The sequence below is a fragment of the Catenulispora pinistramenti genome, assembly GCF_018274385.1.
GTDB lineage: Bacteria > Actinomycetota > Actinomycetes > Streptomycetales > Catenulisporaceae > Catenulispora > Catenulispora pinistramenti.
This window is the reverse complement of sequence record NZ_JAAFYZ010000053.1, coordinates 1-15580: the sequence shown is the minus strand read 5'-3', so window position 1 is coordinate 15580 and position 15580 is coordinate 1. Positions and strand designations below refer to the sequence as shown.

The following is a 15580-nucleotide window of genomic DNA, read 5'->3' as shown; positions in this document are numbered from 1 at the left end:
GCCACTCTATGGCGCCGGCGCTGATCGCGGTCCCTCGCAATGTCACCGCCTGACCTGATAGATGTCACGCCGGACGATGAGCCCACGGCACTACGCGGCGGCCGGGACCGAAGCGATCGTTGAGGCCATGAGGCCATCCACACAGGACCCCGTCATCGAGGCTCGCGGCGTGAGCTTCGCCTACCGGGCGAGATCCGGATCCGCGAAGACCCCGCACGTCGCCGTCCGGAACGTCGATCTCGCCGTCCGGCGCGGCGAGATCTACGCGCTGCTGGGGACGAACGGCGCGGGCAAGACCACGACGCTGGAGGTGCTCGAAGGACACCGGGCCGCGACATCGGGGACGATCACGGTCCTGGGCGGCGACCCGTCCGACCGCCGGCGCATCCGGCCGCGCATGGGCATCATGCTCCAGGACTCCGGGCTCGCCGCCGAGCTCAGCGTGCGCGAGAGCGTGGCCCTGGCCGGTGCGATCTCGGGGCGTGGCGACGACGTCGACAAGCTGCTGGACCGCGTCGGCATCAGCCACCGGAGCCGCACGCGCGTCGCGCAACTGTCCGGCGGGGAGAAGCGGCGTGTCGACTTCGCGATGGCGGTCTGGGGCAGTCCGGAGCTGGTGTTCCTCGACGAGCCGACCACCGGTCTGGACCCGGCCGCGCGCGATGCCCTGTGGACGGTCGTCGCCGAGCTCAAAGCCGACGGCGTCACCTTCCTGCTCACGACGCATTACCTGGAGGAGGCCGAGAAGCACGCCGACCGGGTGGGCCTGATGCACGCGGGCTCGATCCGACGCCAGGGCACGCTGGCGGACCTGACCGAGGGCGGCCTGAGCACGATCCGCTTCGTGCCGCCGGGAGCGCTTGACGACATCCCGATCCCACTGGCCAGGACCCAGAACGGGCTGGCGGTGATCGAGACGACGGACGCCCAACGGGACCTGGCCGCCCTGCTGGAGTGGGCCGCCGGCCAGGGCTACCCGCTGCGTCGGCTCACCGTCCAGGAGTCAGGGCTCGATGACATTTTCCGCGCACTGGGGCACGAAGCACCCGGGCATGAGGCACCAGGACGCGAAGTGCCCAGAAACGAAGCAGCAGCACACGAGGGGACGGGCCTGTGAACGCCATCGCCATCGCCGAGTCGAGGATGCTCCTGAGGAACCGACTGGTCAGCGGCTGCGCCATCCTGCTCCCACTCGCCTTCGGGCTGCTCCTCTACGCGAGCCGGGATACGCACAAACCCGGAGGCGCCATCGCCGGCGTGCAAACCGTGCTGATGATCGCCATGGGCACCTACGTGACGGCGACGACGACCCTCGCCGCCCGCCGCCAGACCCTCTTCCTGAAACGAATGCGCGGTGCGGCGGTCTCCGACAAGGAGATCATCACAGGGCTCCTGCTCCCGGTCGTCGCGGTGAACATCGTGCAGATCGGCGTGGTGTTCGCGATCCTCGCCGCCACGGACGCACCCGCCGACCCGCTGCTCCTGGCGGTGGCAGTGATTCTCGCCGAGGCCATGTTCACGGGGCTGGCGCTGGCCACCGCAGGCTTCACAAACTCACCCGAACACGCGCAGTACACGACGGCGCCGGTCTTCCTGGTAACTCTAGCCGCAGCGGTCTGGTTCCAGGTGACGTCGCTCGGCGGGCCCATCGCCGTCAAGCGGGCCCTGCCGGGTGGCGCGGTGGCGGAGCTGGTCTCGACCGCGTGGAACGGAGGGGGCCTCGGGGCCGTGCCGGTGCTGCTCGCGGCGAGCCTGGGGTGGGCCATCGCGGGCGTCCTTGCCGCGCGAGCCTGCTTCCGCTGGGAACCTCGTCGCTGACTGAGCGTTCGTGGCTGTGAACCGAGCGCTCGCGGCGGTGGCGGTGGAAGGTTTGGTGAGCATCGGCGAGGCCTGCCCGTCGTGGCGCTCCCAGCAGGCCAGACGCTCACACATCGAACTCATCCATGAGGAGATCGCGCACCACCGAAACGATGTCCTCAGGCGTTCGTGCCACTAGTTGAGGCATCTTCCGGGCCTCGAGGGGCACGATGTCCGACCCGTCGAGATTGATAATCCACAGGCGGAGCGCGCCGGCTCGATGGCGGTGCAGAGCCAAATGAAGTTCGTCGTAGCAGTACCGGCTCGCAGCATACGACCGACTCCACAGCGCGATGAACAGATCCGACTGCAAGACTGCGTCGTCGATGGCCGACTCCACGGTCCGGTCCGTTGGAAGGTCCCGCTCGCCGAAGACTACTGACATACCGACGCCAGACAGATAGCTGTCCAGCGCCCGCGCATACGCCGAATCGGGCCGTGCCCTACTGATGAACGCGGTCCGTGGTCGGCCTTGCAGGCCATGCCACAGGCGCACGCGGGACATCGCCATCTGCTCGGCGATCACCATGGCGTCTTCGGCTCCGCTCTTCTTGTTCAAGAGCCGCGCATCCAGCCGGGGGTAGATCGCTTCCCAGTCGCGTCTGGCATACGCCCGTCCGGCTGCTCCGCCGAGAAACGCGAATGGTACGACGAGCTGCGCACGCGCTTCGGCCAAGTGGAGAATCGTGGCGGCTGTGCCACCTGGCTTTCCGCCGACTGCGAGGATCACGTCCGCGTGCTCCATGGCCATCAGCTGACACAGCACCCAGGCCTGGAGCATGGACTCGCGATCGTCCTTCTCGGGCGCCGGGTAGTACCAGTTCTTGATACGCGCCGTCGCTTCGGGGCCGATCACCTCGCGCAGCTGGGCGTACTGGTTATCAACAGTCTGATGTTGCGGGCGGTGCATGTGGATCGTGTGTCCTGTGCCCGACTCCACATAACCCCGCAACGCGTGAAAGTCGGCGGAGTCAGGGAACGGGCTGCAGATGATCAGGTCTGCTCCGGCCCGTGCCACTGTCGCGCCCAACCGCTGGCAGAAGTGGTCCAGCTCGGCCGGTTCGAAGTCGGGGAAGGTCGTCTCGCCGGTGACTCCGCCGAGGATGAAAGCTGACCGCAACCTGCCGCTGACGCGCCGATCCGGGGGCTTGTCGGCAGCCTCACCCGCCTCATCGGCGGAAACGGTATCCCACAGGTGCTTGAAACGCTTCGCCTCTTCGCGGGGGTCTCGTCGAGGCGTACTCCACTGGGCCAGGAGAAGAACCACCGGCTCCAACTTCGACCACTTCGGTGCTCCGTCTCCGTGCAGCATCGCAGAGACCTTCTGATGGCTGACGGTGTCGCGGAACCTGTCGTCTTCGTTCACCGCAGTCGCGATCTTCCGCAGACCGGGAGTCCCCGCGTCACGGTACAACTCGTGCAGAGCCTCGGTCAGGTCACGTAGCGCACCGGCAGGCAGATTCCCCAGACCCGGAAGGTGCAAGCCGCTCATCGTGCTGACCGCCTTGTGTCAAAAAACGTCAAGTACCAGCGGATGGTACTCCGACCAAAGCGGCCATACTCGTCAACTTCTGACGTGGTATGTCAACAATCGACTTTCCGCATCGGCGACGCGGCAGCCTGAGATGGAAGAGCAAGCCGACCGACGTCGTTCGCACTTGGAGTCACGAATGCCGCGTACAGAGCCCCCACAACACGGTCAATCAGCCGAGCCCGCGCGTGCGACTCTGGTCCTACTTGTCGGCACTGCCCTGGTGGTGTTGGGCTCGGTGGACTGGATCGCCTGGCTCTCGCTTCGGGATACTGATCCCACCGTGCGTGCGGCTATCCTCAGCGCGCTGACGGGTCTTGCCTTGGCACTCGGCAGGATCTCCACTCGGCTTCTGGCCCTACGTCTTGGTCCTCGAAACGGTGAAGACCCACCATCATGAAGTGAGTGGAGTCGATCCAGGGGTCGGCCCGCTGCTCGGCGAGCCCGTGGCTGCTGGGTCGACGCCCAACGCCGCCAACGCCGGCGGGATCTGGCCGGCCGGAGCGAACATGCCGCTCACGGCGCCATTGCTCACCCCCGGGCATCCGTGGAGGTTCAAAGCGACTGTCACATCAGGGCCGGATGCGTAACGGAACACCAATATCAGGTGCTCGCCAGTCAGACTCGACGCGCAGCTGACCAGTCCGAATGCCAGCTTCTTGCGCATCAGGCTGAGGATGGTGGTGAAGTCCGGTCCAGATTGCCGAGAGCCCGGTGCGCCTGGCGCTTCGAGGAAGACGGAGACCAGAACGCGATGCACGTAAGCGTCGGCGTTCTCCATGACCGAGACCGACCGCCAGCGGAGCCAGACCCGCATGAACGTGGCCTGAAGCACGTCCTCGGCGAGATGCACATCGCCGGTGAGCAGCACTGCCGCCCGAAAGAGCACAGGCCTTCGTGCCGCTACGAATTCATCGAAGCCTGCTGGCTCCTCCACAGTCATCCACCCCCCTGCGTATAGAACGCCGCAGCCCGGCTCCCGGGTTGACTCCAGCCAGGAAGTAAGGGCTCCTATCTACGTGATGGTATATACTAAAACTTAGATACTGCGGTGGGGCTGTCACGCCGGCACGCCGACATCGCGGTCCGGCCAAGGGAGTGCGTGATGCAGCCCATCTCCGACAGCGACAGCTACTCCGGCGACGACTCCGGCAACGGCTCCGACCTGGTGGCCTTGCTGGCACTGGTCACCCACGAGCGGCAAGCCCGGGACCGGGGCTGGTGGTCCGCCCTCGAGCGGTGCTACACGCCGGCCGCGACGATCCAGACGAGTTGGTTCGACGGCACCGCGGCGGAGTACGTCGAGCTGTCCAAGCGGATGTTCCACCAGACCCCGTCCAGCCATCGGCTCGGACTGCCCGTCATCGACGTCAGCGGCGCCCGCGCGATCGTCGAGGTGCCGACGACCATCGAGTTCCGCGGTGTCTTCCGCGGCGTCGAGGTCGATGTGGCCTCGCACATGCGCATGCTGCATCGCGCCGAGAAGACCGACGGCGCCTGGCGTTTCTCGGTGTCCGTCGCGGTCTTCGACCACGACACGATGACCCCGGCGATCCCCACGTCCGTGCCGATGCTGAAGCCGGACGACCTTCGCGGCACGCGATCGTCCTATCGCATGTTGACCCTGTGGATGACTGATCGCGGGTTCACCGTCCCGGACGATCGCCACGGCGTCGACCGGGACGCCGAGCTCACCGCGTTGTACGACGACGCCTACAGCTGGGCCGGCCTGTCACGCCGGAGCGACCCGGAGGAAGCGGCGATGCGGGAATTCGTCGTCGAGCTCATCACCACCGTCCCCGAGGGCACCGAACAGTCCGAAGTGGACGCCCGCCGGGCCGCCGAGAACCTGCGAGTCAGGGAGCTCACCGCGGCCGGACACCTGACCCGGCTCTGGTGGCAGGCCGGTGAGTGGCCGGCGGGTCAGCGGCGCAGTATCGGCGTGTGGCGCGCTGCGGACGAGGCTGACCTGCACGCCAACGTGCTCGGTACCCTGCCGTTGCGGCCGTGGATGGACGTCAAGGTCACCGCGCTGCGGACGCACCACAACGACCCGGGCCGGGTATAACGGCGTCCGTAGCCCGAACGGCCGGGCATCGAACGCTCGGGTGCGACCGGTTGAGTAAGCTCGAAGACCGGCCCGGCGGCGGAGCAGGCTCCATCGTCAGTTCCCGACCCGCTGAGGTGATGGCTGTCATGGACACTGCCCGACTCGCCGCGATCCGTTCGGCGCCCGGATTCTTCGCGGCTCTGGACCAAAGCGGCGGCAGCACGCCGAAGGCGTTGGCCGAGTACGGCGTGGACGCCGACCGCTACTCGACCGATGCCGAGATGTTCGACCTGGTCCACGCCATGCGAACGCGGGTGGTCACCAGTCCCGCCTTCAACGGGGAGCGGGTCCTGGCCGCCATCCTCTTCGAGCAGACGATGAACCGATCCGTCGAGGGTCTGCCGACGGGCCACTATCTGTGGGAGACCAAGCACGTCGTGCCGTTCCTGAAGGTCGACAAGGGGCTGGCGGACGAGGAGCACGGCGTGCGCCTGATGAAGCCGATCGACACTCTCGATGACCTCCTCGCGCAGGCGAACGAGCACCGGATGTTCGGGACAAAGATGCGCTCGGTCATCGCCGACGCGGACCCGGCCGGGATCCGGGCTCTCGTGGATCAGCAGTTTGACATCGCGGCACGGATCGCCGCCGCCGGCCTCGTCCCTATCATCGAGCCCGAGGTGAGTATCACCAGCCCGCACAAGGCCGAGGCTGAGGAGCTGCTGCGCGCAGAGTTGCGGCGTCAGGTCAGCGCGCTGTCGCCGGACGCGGTGGTCATGGTCAAGCTGACCATCCCCACCCGGCCGGGGCTCTACGCGGAACTGGCTGCCGATCCCCGCGTGCTGCGAGTGCTGGCTTTGTCCGGCGGCTACTCGCGTGCCGAGGCGTGCGAGCGGCTTGCCCGGGAGCCGAGCATGATCGCTAGCTTTTCCCGCGCGCTGTTGGAAGGGCTGCGCGAGGACCAGAGTGATGAGCAGTTCAATGCCCGGCTAGAGGCCTCGATCAACGAGATTTATGCCGCTTCGGTCACCAAGTCCACGGCCTGAGAGTCGTCTGCGCCGTCTTCACCGTCGGGATGTTTCGCTGCCGAGCTCCAGCAGCCGCAGGACGTCCGCCATCGTCGCAGCGGTTTCCACACCGGGCGCGGGGGCCGGCGGGTCCACCATCGTCACCGGAATCCCTCGTCGGCGGGCGGCGGTGAGCTTGGCCGCGGTCGCGGAGCCGCCGCCGTTCTTGGTGACCAGAGCGCCGACGTCGTGGCGGGCCATCAGGTCCGACTCGGCCTCGATCGAGTAGGGGCCGCGGTCCAGCACGACGGTGTGGCGTGGGGGCAGCGGGCCGTCCGGTGCGGTGACGGCGCGGATCAGGTAGGGGTGTCGTTCGTCACCCGCGTATGCCGCCAGCTCCATCCGGCCGGTCGTGACGAACACGCAGCGGTCATCGGCCAGCGCGGCAACGTGTTCGGCGGCTGTCTGTACGTCCGGCACGTGGGTCCAGCGGTCGCCGGGCTGTGCCGTCCAGGCGGGACGGCGCAGCGCCAGCAACCGGACGCCGGCGGTTCGCGCCGCGTCGACGGCGTGGGCGGACATCACGCGGGCGAACGGGTGGGTCGCGTCGATCAGCACGTCGATCGACTCGGCGCGCAGGTATCCGCTGAGGCCCTCGACCCCGCCGAAACCGCCGACGCGCAGCTGTTCGCGGGGGAGATCCGGGAGGGCGGGTTCGTGCGTCCGGCCCGCCAGCGAGAAGATGATCCGGTACTCGTCCCGGGAACGCAGGCCGGTGGCCAGCTCGCGGGCTTGCGCCGTGCCGCCCAGGATGAGTATCCGCACGAACCGACCCTACCGATCACGAACGCCGGCCCCGCACCCCCGCGCGGCAGGCGAGAACGCACAGATGAGACAGGCGAGGACGAAAAGACATGCGACAGATCCTCGTGATCGGGCTCGGCGCGGGCGACCCCGACTACGTCACGATGCAGGCCGTCGACGCGCTCAACGCCGCCGAGGTGTTCTTCGTGGTGGACAAGGGCGAGGACAAGAGCAGCCTGCTGGAGCTGCGCGAGCAGATCTGCGACCGCTACATCCGCGACGACGGCTACCGGCTGGTCACCATCCCGGAGCCGCCCCGCGACCGCCGCGCCGCCGCCTACGTCGGCGCGGTCGACGACTGGCACGAGCGGCGCGCGGAGCTCTTCGAGGCCGCGATCCTGCACCACCTGCCCGAAGACGGCTGCGGCGCGTTCCTGGTCTGGGGCGATCCGGCCCTATACGACAGCACCCTGCGAATCATCGACCACATTCTGGCCCGCGGCGCGGTGGACTTCGACTACCGCGTCATCCCCGGCATCACGGCCGTCCAGGCCCTCGCCGCCCGACACCGCCTGCCACTGAACCGCATCGGCGAGCCGGTCCACATCACCACCGGCCGCCGCCTGGCCGCGGGCCTGCCCGAAGACCTCGACAGCGCCGTGGTCATGCTGGACGCCGGATTCGCCGCCGCCGACCTGAACGACCCCGACCTCCACGTCTACTGGGGCGCCTACCTCGGCACCCCGAACGAGGTCCTGCGCTCCGGCCCACTGCCCGAGGTGGCCGACGAGATCGCCGCGACCAAGCGCGAATTGCGGGAGCGGCACGGCTGGATCATGGACACCTACTTGGTGCGGCGCGAGCGGCGCGAGCGGCCGTAGGTCGTTTCGGAGGTTCGGGCGTTCCGGTCTCGTCGCCGTTCTTCAGCGTGCTGACGAGATCACACCATGTTGCGGGGCCCTAATACGGGTCCTGAGAAGCGCTGTCCGGAGGGCTGCGGCGGTCGTCGTTGAATAAACGGGGACTGTCCCCGTATAGTGAGCGGCGTCACCGACGGTAATCCCGTGACCCCTGAGGAGCGTCATGAGTGAGAAGCCCGACCAGCCGCTGACCGCCGTCGCGGAGCCGCCGCCGACCGTGGAGGCGCGCCCTGGCAGCCTCGATGGGATCGTCCTGGCGATCATCGCCACCGCGTACCTGATGATCGGCCTGGACGCCACGGTGGTGAACATCGCGCTGCCCAAGATCCAGGCCGCGCTGGGCTTCACGCCCGTCGGCCTGTCGTGGATCATCAACTCCTACACGCTGGCCTTCGGCGGCCTGCTGCTGCTCGGCGGCCGGCTCGGCGACGTGCTGGGCCGGCGCCGGGTCCTGGTCAGCGGGACCGTGCTGTTCACCCTCGCGTCCTTCATCGGCGGGTTCTCCAACTCCCCGGGCATGCTGCTCGGCGCGCGCATCGGCCAGGGTGTCGGCGCGGCGCTGCTGGCGCCCAACACCCTGGCCCTGATCGCCGGCAACTTCGCCGAGGGTGCGCCGCGCAACAAGGCGCTGGCGGTGTACTCGGCCACGGCCGGCGCCGGTTCGTCGGTCGGCCTGATCCTCGGCGGCGTGCTCACCGACTGGGTGAGCTGGCGCGCGGTGATGTTCGTCAACGTGCCGCTGGGGCTGTTCGTCGCGCTCGGCGCGCCGCGCTTCATCAAGGAGCCCGAGCGGCACCAGGCCCGCATCGACTATGCCGGCACGGTCACCGTGACCGCCGGGATGGTCTCCCTGGTTTATGCGTTCATCCGGGTCCCCACCGACGGCTGGAGCAACGGGCTGACGATCGCCTGCTTCGTGGCCGCCGCCGTCCTGCTCATCGCGTTCGTGGCGATCGAGACCCGGGTGCGCCAGCCCATCGTGCCGCTGCGGCTGTTCAAGAACCGGTCGCGCTCCGGCGGGTATGCCAACATCCTGTTGTTGACCGCGGCGATGCTGAGCCTGTTCTTCTTCCTGAGCCAGTTCGTTCAGGACTCGCTGAAGCTCAGCCCGGCCAACGCGGGCCTGGCGTTCCTGCCGATGACCGTCGGGATGTTCGCCACGGTGTCGCAGGTTCCGAAGCTGCTGCCGAAGTACGGCGGCAAGCCGCTGATGGTCATCGGCTCGGCGCTGATGACCGGCGCGATGCTCTGGCTCACCCAGCTGTCCAGCTCCAGCGGCTACTGGTCCTCGGTCTTCGGCCCGTTGCTGATCTTCGGCGTCGGAATGGGACTGAGCTTCATGCCGCTGAACGTCACCATCTTGGCCGGGGTGCCGCGCGAGGACTCCGGGTCGGCCTCGGGTCTGGTGCAGACCTCGATGCAGCTCGGCGGCAGCCTGGGCCTGGCGGTGCTGGTCACCGTCTTCGGTACCGCGCAGAAGAACGCCGCGGGCCGGCCGGCCGGCGCCTCGCCGGTGGTCCAGGCGCAGCATGCCTTCACCCACGCGCTGCAGTCGGCGTTCAGCGTCGCCGTGGTGTTCGTGGGGCTGGCGCTGGTGGTCGCGCTGCTCGTGTTCAAGTCCAAGAAGGCTGTCGCGGCGGCGATGGCCCGCGCTGCCGGCGTCGGCGGGGCTGCCGGAGCGCAGCCGCAGAAAACGGGATGAGCGACCGGCGCGGGACCGGTTGCCAGCGGCTCGGCGTCCAGGCACGTGAGACGGGCTCGCCTATCATGGATCGGAGGGCGGAAGCGAAGCCCGACCGACGCGGGAAGGACCCACATGACGGCCACCAAGGAAGCCGCTGAGTCCTCCTCCGCCTCCTCGTCCGCCCGCCCGATGCGTGCCGATGCCCGCCGGAACTACTCAAAACTGCTGGCCGAGGCGGCAAAGGCGTTCGCGGAGTTCGGCGCGGACGCCTCCCTGGACGAGATCGCCAAGCGCGCCGGGGTGGGCAACGCAACCCTCTACCGGCACTTCCCGACGCGCGAGGCCCTGCTGGAAGCCGTCTACCGCGAGGACATCTCCGGCCTGTGCGACCTGGCCTACGCCTCGGCCCAACCGGCGGACGCCACCGCCGAGGAGGCGGTGGCCGGCCTGACCGACTGGCTGCGCGCCGCGATCGAGCGCGGTGGCGCCCAGAACGGCCTGAAGAGCCTGCTGGCGATGGTGCTGCGGGACGAGGGCGAGGCCCTGGGCTCCTGGTGCCGGGAGTCGATCACCTCGGCTGCCGGCTTCCTGCTGACCTGGGCCCAAACCGCCGGCGCCGTGCGTCCGGACCTGGACACCCTGTCGTTGCTGCGGCTGGTCAACGCGATCAGCATCGCGGCCGAGACCGGCGGCGCCGAGACGGCTGAGCACCTGATGTCACTGGTCGTGGACGGGTTGCGGGCGCGCTGAGGGTTTGCTCCCGGCGCGCTGGGACCGGGCCGACGGCGCGTCGTTTCAGGACGTGGCCGCCGGGCGCAGCTTCGTGGGGGCGGTCTGCGGCGAAATCGTGGCCGGCCCAGGACCCCTATCGCGCCGCGACAGGCCGCAGCCCGTCCCGGATGACGGCGAACATCTGGTCCCGGCGCTCGGCGGGCCACCCGGCGTCCTGGGCGGAGCGGGCCATGCTGCAGACGATCATCGTCACGTCCGAGTAGTCGGCGTCCGCCCGCACCTCGCCGGCTGCGACGGCCCGTTCGGTCAGCGCTCGTCCGGCCTCGCGCAACTCCACCAGGCGGCTGTGCAGCCGGGTGGTCTCGTCGGCCTTCAGCGCGTGCATCAGAGCCTTGAATATCCCCGGGGTCGAGGCGTTGTGGACCATGAACGTGTGCAGCCAGGTCATCAGCGCCTCGCCGGGCGGCTCGACCGTGGCCAGGTGTCGGGCGAGCGCCGTCAGCTTCTCGTACTCCTCGGAGAACACCGCGTCGGCCAGCGCGTCCCGTGTCGGGAAGTGCCGGTACAGCGTCCCGATCCCCACCCCGGCCCGGCGTGCGATGTCCTCCAGTGTGAACTCGGCCCCGTGCTCGGCGAACGCCTCCCGGGCCGCGGTGAGCAGCCGTTCGTAGTTGCGCCGCGCGTCCGCGCGCATCGGGCGCCGTTCCGCCGCCTCGGGGGTCGTCATGGGTCTCCTCGCGATTCTGGTGCCGGACCGGGGGAGGCCGAAGTCCTTGACGGTCGCTGGAATCTATTCTGGCGTAACGGCTTAGCCTTCCAGCCCGTTTTTGCCGACCCCAGCGGCTACCGCGCCGGTTACCGCGCCGCAGCCGCCATCAGCTCCAGCACGTGATCGGTGGCTTCCTTCGTCCCGGCCGAGCCGCCCAAGTCCGGTGTGAGCGCTGCCCCATCGGCCAGCGCGGCGGTCAGGGCGTCGGTGACGTCCTCGGCGGCGCGGGTGTGGCCCAGGTGGTCCAGCATCATGGCGGCGGACCAGATGGCGCCGACGGGGTTCGCGATGCCGCGGCCGGCGATGTCGGGGGCCGAGCCGTGGACGGGTTCGAACATGGAGGGGTGGGTGCGCTCGGGGTTCAGGTTCGCCGAGGGGGCGATGCCGATGCTCCCGGCCACGGCCGCCGCCAGGTCGCTGAGGATGTCGCCGAACAGGTTGCTGCCGACCACCACGTCGAAGCGGGCCGGATTCAGCACGAACTTGGCGGCCAGGGCGTCGATGTGCTCCTGGTCCCAGCTCACGGTCGGGTAGCGGGCCGCGCGCTCGGCGACGACTTCGTCCCAGAACGGCATCGTGTGCACGATCCCGTTGGACTTGGTCGCCGAGGTCAGCCGGCCGCGGCGGCGGGTGGCCAGCTCGAAGGCGTAGTCCACGACGCGGGTCACCCCGGCGCGGGTGAAGACCGCTTCCTGGACTGCCATCTCGTCCGGGAAGCCGCGGTTCATCCGGCCGCCGATCTCGCTGTATTCGCCCTCGACGTTCTCCCGCACCACCACGAAGTCCACTTCACCCGGCGCCGCGCCGCGCACCGGGGACGGGACACCGTGGAAGACCCGGATCGGCCGCAGGTTCACGTACTGCCGGAACGCGCGCCGGATCGGGATCAGCAGCCCCCACAGCGAGACGTGGTCCGGCACGCCGGGGTAGCCGACCGCGCCCAGCAGGATCGCGTCGTGCTCGCGCAGCCGCTCCAGTCCGTCCTCCGGCATCATCGCACCCTGACTCAGGTAGCGGCGGCAGGACCAGTCGAACTCGGTGAACTCCCAGCGCAGGCCGTGGCGGGCGCCGACGGCCTCCAGGACCCGGCGCGCGGCGGGCACGACCTCGGTGCCGATGCCGTCACCGGGGATCAGCGCGATGCGGTGTTTCGTCATGGGCTGATTGCATCAACGCCGCCGAGGGAGCGTCCAAGACCGATCGGCGATGCCGCTGATAGGTCGGGCCTATTAGTAGGCCTATCAGTAGGCCTATCAGCGGGCCTGTCAGTTGCCGGCCCCGGACGGTTAGAGCGTGGCCGCCACCTCCAGGCAGGCGCGCGCCGCCGGCGTCAGCTCGGCGGTGCGGCTGACCAGCGCGACGTGCAGCGCGGCCCGCGGCTCCAGGTCGAGCACCCAGGCCCCGGCCCGCTCGGCGAGCTCCCGCCAGGCCTCGGTGACCACGGCGAACCCGACCCCGTCCAGTACCAGCGGCAGGATGGAGACCCGGTGCTCGCTCTCGACCGCGATGCCGAACTCGATCCCCTGGTGGCGCAGCCCGTCCACGAACATCCGCATCCCGGTGCCGCGCTGTCCGACGATCAGCCGGTGTCCGCTCAGCGCCGCGCAGTTCACCGGCACGCCCGCCGGGAACGGCCCGTCCGGCGGCGTGACCAGCACGAACCGCTGCTCCCAGGTGCGGTGGGTGACCACCCCGCGCTCGGCCAGCGCCCCGGGCGTGGCCACCACCCCCAGCTCGCAGGCTCCGGTGCGGACCAGCTCCACCACGTCCCGCGGGGTGAACGCGGCCCGGATCCGCACCACCACGTCCGGATACCGGGCGGCGAACCGCTGGATCAGGCCGCTGAGCGGTTGCACGGCCTGCGAGGGCATCGCCGCGATGTCCAAGGCGCCGCCCTGTAGCGTGCTTACCGTGCCGACGCTGGCCCGCGCCAGTTCCAGGCTGCGCACCGCGGCCCGGGCCGGCTCGATCAGCGCGGTGCCGGCCTCGGTGAGGACCGCGCGCCGGCCGATCCGGTGGAACAGGTCGCTGCCCAGGTCACGCTCCAGGGCCTGCATGGCCTGGGACAGGGACGGCTGCGACACGTAGAGGGCGGCGGCGGCCCGGTTGAAGCCGCCGGAATCCACGATCGCCAGGAAGTACTCCAGCTGCCGGACGTCCATCTCACACCGTCCTCCACGTCGCGATCTTGAACCGCAGACAGGACGTTCCTATCAGAGACATCACCGACGTGTCTTGGACAGGCCGACCGGCCGGTTGCTGTGATCAGGGCATGAACGACGAGCTACTACCGGGTTTCACCACTCGGCGCGTGGACGCCGACGGCGTCGGGGTGCACGCGCGGGTGGCCGGCGACGGACCGCCGCTGCTGCTGTTGCACGGCTACCCGCAGACCCACGTGATCTGGCACCGGGTCGCGCCGCTACTGGCCACGCGGTACACCGTGGTGCTCACCGACCTGCGCGGCTACGGCGACAGCGACAAGCCGGCGTCGGCCGCGCCGAACCATGCCGCCTACAGCAAACGCGCCATGGCCGCCGATCAGTATCTGGTGATGCGCGAGCTGGGCTTCGAGCGTTTCGCCGTGGTCGGCCACGACCGCGGGGCCCGGGTCGGGCACCGCCCGGCGCTGGACCACCCGGACGCGGTCGCGGCGCTGGCCGTGCTGGACATCGTGCCGATCCGGCACACCTTCGCCACCGCGGACACGCACTTCGCGCTGGGCTACTACCACTGGTTCTTCCTGGCCGCCGGCAACGGGATCCCCGAGCACCTGATCGGCGCCGATCCCGGGTTCTGGGTCCGGACCCGGATGCAGGCCCGGCACCACGGCGGCACGCCGTTCCATCCCACGGCCATGGCCGAGTACGTGCGTTGCCTCTCCGATCCGGCGGCGATCCACGCCTCCTGCCTTGAGCTCATCAGGGTTCGCTAACCCTCCAGCGCAGCGCGCTGCGCCCGGGTCAGCGACTTCACCACCAGGTCGTAGGAGTCCTCGATCATCTCGACCACCATCCGCCGGCTCAGCGAACCGTCGATCGTCACCGTGTTCCAGTGCCGCTTGTTCAAGTGGTACCCCGGGCGGATCGCGGCGTGTGCGGCCCGCAGACTCAGCGCGAGCTCCGGATCGCTCTTCAGGCTCACAGCGAGCGGTTCGGCGGCCAGCCTGGTGATCGCGAAGACCTTCCCGGCGACTTTGAACACTGAGGCCTCGGAGCCGAAGGGGAAGTCCTCGACGGCTCTGTGGAGGGCCAGGCAGGCCTTCTTGAGCTCGTTGGGCGTCATAGGCCCAGCCTAGGCGGACCCTCCGACGTCATCGCCGACGGTCACCGAGCCCAGGTCGCGAACGTGTATCCCCGCGCCTTCAGGGCCTTGAGGATCCCGCTGAGCGCCGCGACGGTCTGGCTGCGGTCACCGCCGCCGTCGTGAAGCAGCACCACCGACCCCGGCCGGACGTGGTCGAGCACCCGGGCCCGGATCGCGGCAGCCCCAGGACGAGACCAGTCCCGCGGGTCGACCGTCCACAGGGCGATCTTCTTCCCGAGCGCCGCCGCCCGCGCCCGCACGGTGCCGTTCAGCGCGCCGTACGGCGGGCGCAGACAACAGGGACGGTACCCGGTGTGCGACCGGATCTGCCGATCGGTGGCCGTCACCTGGTACGCGAACTGCGCCGCCGAGAGCGTCCGCAGATCGGGGTGGGACCAGGTGTGATTCTGCACGCTGTTGCCCCGGCGGTACACCTGCGAGGTCAGCGCCGGGTGCGAGGCCACGTTCTGGCCCACCTCGAAGAACGTGGCGTGAACCCGGTACTGCGACAGGACTTTGAGGACCTGCGGCGTGTAGACGCTGGGCCCGTCGTCGAAGGTGATGTAGACGACCTTGCCCGCCGCAGCGGCCGGCGTCGCCGACAGGCCGGCGCCGAACAGGGCGAGGAGGGTGGCGGCGAGGAGGGCTCGGGCTCGGGTTCGGGTTCGGGTTCGGGCTCTACGGGATAGTCCTGGCATCATCTCCAGCCGATTCCCGGAGGCACCGGGGAGATGCCTGATTGATGCGGATTTCCCCCGTAAGGCCCTGTTGGCGGGCGGCGGTTGTGGTGGTGGTGGTTTCGCGCGGGTCCGAGTCACTGCGCACGCGTTGGGCTGGCGGCAATCGTCGCGTGTGGTGGGCGCCTGAAGTCAACGGCAGGGGCCTCCGGCGGGCCTCGGCAACCTCAGGGAAACTAGCGC

The 15580-nt window shown here is 69.3% G+C and carries 15 protein-coding genes and 2 pseudogenes; 9 read left to right on the top strand and 8 right to left on the bottom strand.

Translation table 11 applies throughout. The annotated features are described in order from the left end of the window. Positions 1–127: 127 nt before the first annotated feature. Together KGQ19_RS17380 and KGQ19_RS17375 are read left to right on the top strand one after the other, a co-directional pair. Positions 128–1117, top strand: a complete 990-nt coding sequence (locus KGQ19_RS17380) for an ABC transporter ATP-binding protein (protein ID WP_230418796.1) — start codon at positions 128–130, stop codon at positions 1115–1117. After that, positions 1114–1818, top strand: coding sequence for an ABC transporter permease (locus KGQ19_RS17375; RefSeq protein WP_212010222.1), 705 nt, complete (start codon positions 1114–1116; stop codon positions 1816–1818). The genes KGQ19_RS17380 and KGQ19_RS17375 overlap by 4 nt, the downstream gene beginning before the upstream one ends. 106 nt (positions 1819–1924) lie before the next feature. On the opposite strand, the gene KGQ19_RS17370 is transcribed toward KGQ19_RS17375, so the two are convergent. Continuing rightward, complete coding sequence (locus KGQ19_RS17370; protein ID WP_212010221.1) at positions 1925–3349, bottom strand: toll/interleukin-1 receptor domain-containing protein; 1425 nt, start codon at positions 3347–3349, stop codon at positions 1925–1927. A 433-nt stretch (positions 3350–3782) separates the two neighbouring features. Continuing rightward, complete coding sequence (locus tag KGQ19_RS17365; protein WP_212010220.1) at positions 3783–4331, bottom strand: sigma factor; 549 nt, start codon at positions 4329–4331, stop codon at positions 3783–3785. Between the two features lie 162 nt (positions 4332–4493). On the opposite strand from KGQ19_RS17365, the pseudogene KGQ19_RS52820 reads away from it, so the two are divergent. The 3 genes and pseudogenes from KGQ19_RS52820 to KGQ19_RS17355 form a co-directional block, all read left to right on the top strand. Then, a pseudogene (locus KGQ19_RS52820) lies at positions 4494–4886 on the top strand (nuclear transport factor 2 family protein); the annotation flags it as partial. A gap of 264 nt (positions 4887–5150) precedes the next feature. Then, complete coding sequence (locus tag KGQ19_RS52815; RefSeq protein ID WP_368862116.1) at positions 5151–5456, top strand: muconolactone Delta-isomerase family protein; 306 nt, start codon at positions 5151–5153, stop codon at positions 5454–5456. Between the two features lie 128 nt (positions 5457–5584). After that, positions 5585–6484, top strand: coding sequence for a fructose bisphosphate aldolase (locus tag KGQ19_RS17355; protein WP_212010218.1), 900 nt, complete (start codon positions 5585–5587; stop codon positions 6482–6484). Between the two features lie 18 nt (positions 6485–6502). Here KGQ19_RS17355 and KGQ19_RS17350 read toward each other — a convergent pair whose 3' ends face one another. Beyond that, on the bottom strand, positions 6503–7270 hold the full coding sequence (locus KGQ19_RS17350) for a cobalt-precorrin-6A reductase (protein ID WP_212010217.1): 768 nt from the start codon (positions 7268–7270) through the stop codon (positions 6503–6505). 89 nt (positions 7271–7359) lie between these two features. Between KGQ19_RS17350 and cobF the strand changes: the two genes are divergently transcribed. The 3 genes from cobF to KGQ19_RS17335 all read left to right on the top strand — a co-directional run bounded on the left by cobF (position 7360) and on the right by KGQ19_RS17335 (position 10603). Beyond that, positions 7360–8130 (top strand): precorrin-6A synthase (deacetylating), encoded by a 771-nt coding sequence (gene cobF, locus KGQ19_RS17345; RefSeq protein ID WP_212010216.1) that lies wholly within the window; start codon positions 7360–7362, stop codon positions 8128–8130. Positions 8131–8332: 202 nt separating this feature from the next. Continuing rightward, positions 8333–9871, top strand: coding sequence for an MFS transporter (locus tag KGQ19_RS17340; protein WP_212010215.1), 1539 nt, complete (start codon positions 8333–8335; stop codon positions 9869–9871). Positions 9872–9985: 114 nt separating this feature from the next. Continuing rightward, positions 9986–10603: a TetR/AcrR family transcriptional regulator gene (locus tag KGQ19_RS17335; protein WP_212010214.1), complete on the top strand. Its 618-nt coding sequence runs from the start codon at positions 9986–9988 to the stop codon at positions 10601–10603. A 115-nt stretch (positions 10604–10718) separates the two neighbouring features. Here the strand turns inward: KGQ19_RS17335 and KGQ19_RS17330 are convergent, their stop codons facing one another. The 3 genes from KGQ19_RS17330 to KGQ19_RS17320 form a co-directional block, all read right to left on the bottom strand. Further along, positions 10719–11312, bottom strand: a complete 594-nt coding sequence (locus tag KGQ19_RS17330) for a TetR/AcrR family transcriptional regulator (RefSeq protein WP_212010213.1) — start codon at positions 11310–11312, stop codon at positions 10719–10721. A 128-nt stretch (positions 11313–11440) separates the two neighbouring features. Next, a complete protein-coding gene (locus KGQ19_RS17325; RefSeq protein WP_212010212.1) occupies positions 11441–12511 on the bottom strand; it encodes a tartrate dehydrogenase in 1071 nt (356 codons plus the stop codon). Between the two features lie 129 nt (positions 12512–12640). Further along, complete coding sequence (locus tag KGQ19_RS17320; RefSeq protein WP_212010211.1) at positions 12641–13516, bottom strand: LysR family transcriptional regulator; 876 nt, start codon at positions 13514–13516, stop codon at positions 12641–12643. Between the two features lie 110 nt (positions 13517–13626). On the opposite strand from KGQ19_RS17320, the pseudogene KGQ19_RS17315 reads away from it, so the two are divergent. Next, positions 13627–14265 (top strand): annotated as a pseudogene (locus tag KGQ19_RS17315) (alpha/beta fold hydrolase); the annotation flags it as partial. A gap of 20 nt (positions 14266–14285) precedes the next feature. Here KGQ19_RS17315 and KGQ19_RS17310 read toward each other — a convergent pair. Both KGQ19_RS17310 and KGQ19_RS17305 read right to left on the bottom strand, forming a co-directional pair. Further along, positions 14286–14639 carry an MmcQ/YjbR family DNA-binding protein gene (locus tag KGQ19_RS17310; RefSeq protein WP_212010209.1) on the bottom strand — a complete coding sequence of 118 codons (354 nt, stop codon included), beginning with the start codon at positions 14637–14639 and terminating at the stop codon, positions 14286–14288. Between the two features lie 41 nt (positions 14640–14680). Beyond that, positions 14681–15358, bottom strand: coding sequence for a polysaccharide deacetylase family protein (locus tag KGQ19_RS17305; protein ID WP_212010208.1), 678 nt, complete (start codon positions 15356–15358; stop codon positions 14681–14683). Positions 15359–15580 lie beyond the last annotated feature (222 nt).

Coding starts and splice junctions, on each gene's coding strand:
- KGQ19_RS17380 (WP_230418796.1), top strand. CDS start 128: ATGAGGCCATCCACACAGGACCCCGTCATCGAGGCTCGCGGCGTGAGC.
- KGQ19_RS17370 (WP_212010221.1), bottom strand. CDS start 3,349: ATGAGCGGCTTGCACCTTCCGGGTCTGGGGAATCTGCCTGCCGGTGCG.
- KGQ19_RS17365 (WP_212010220.1), bottom strand. CDS start 4,331: ATGACTGTGGAGGAGCCAGCAGGCTTCGATGAATTCGTAGCGGCACGA.
- KGQ19_RS52815 (WP_368862116.1), top strand. CDS start 5,151: ATGCGGGAATTCGTCGTCGAGCTCATCACCACCGTCCCCGAGGGCACC.
- KGQ19_RS17355 (WP_212010218.1), top strand. CDS start 5,585: ATGGACACTGCCCGACTCGCCGCGATCCGTTCGGCGCCCGGATTCTTC.
- cobF (WP_212010216.1), top strand. CDS start 7,360: ATGCGACAGATCCTCGTGATCGGGCTCGGCGCGGGCGACCCCGACTAC.
- KGQ19_RS17340 (WP_212010215.1), top strand. CDS start 8,333: ATGAGTGAGAAGCCCGACCAGCCGCTGACCGCCGTCGCGGAGCCGCCG.
- KGQ19_RS17335 (WP_212010214.1), top strand. CDS start 9,986: ATGACGGCCACCAAGGAAGCCGCTGAGTCCTCCTCCGCCTCCTCGTCC.
- KGQ19_RS17330 (WP_212010213.1), bottom strand. CDS start 11,312: ATGACGACCCCCGAGGCGGCGGAACGGCGCCCGATGCGCGCGGACGCG.
- KGQ19_RS17325 (WP_212010212.1), bottom strand. CDS start 12,511: ATGACGAAACACCGCATCGCGCTGATCCCCGGTGACGGCATCGGCACC.
- KGQ19_RS17320 (WP_212010211.1), bottom strand. CDS start 13,516: ATGGACGTCCGGCAGCTGGAGTACTTCCTGGCGATCGTGGATTCCGGC.
- KGQ19_RS17310 (WP_212010209.1), bottom strand. CDS start 14,639: ATGACGCCCAACGAGCTCAAGAAGGCCTGCCTGGCCCTCCACAGAGCC.
- KGQ19_RS17305 (WP_212010208.1), bottom strand. CDS start 15,358: ATGCCAGGACTATCCCGTAGAGCCCGAACCCGAACCCGAACCCGAGCC.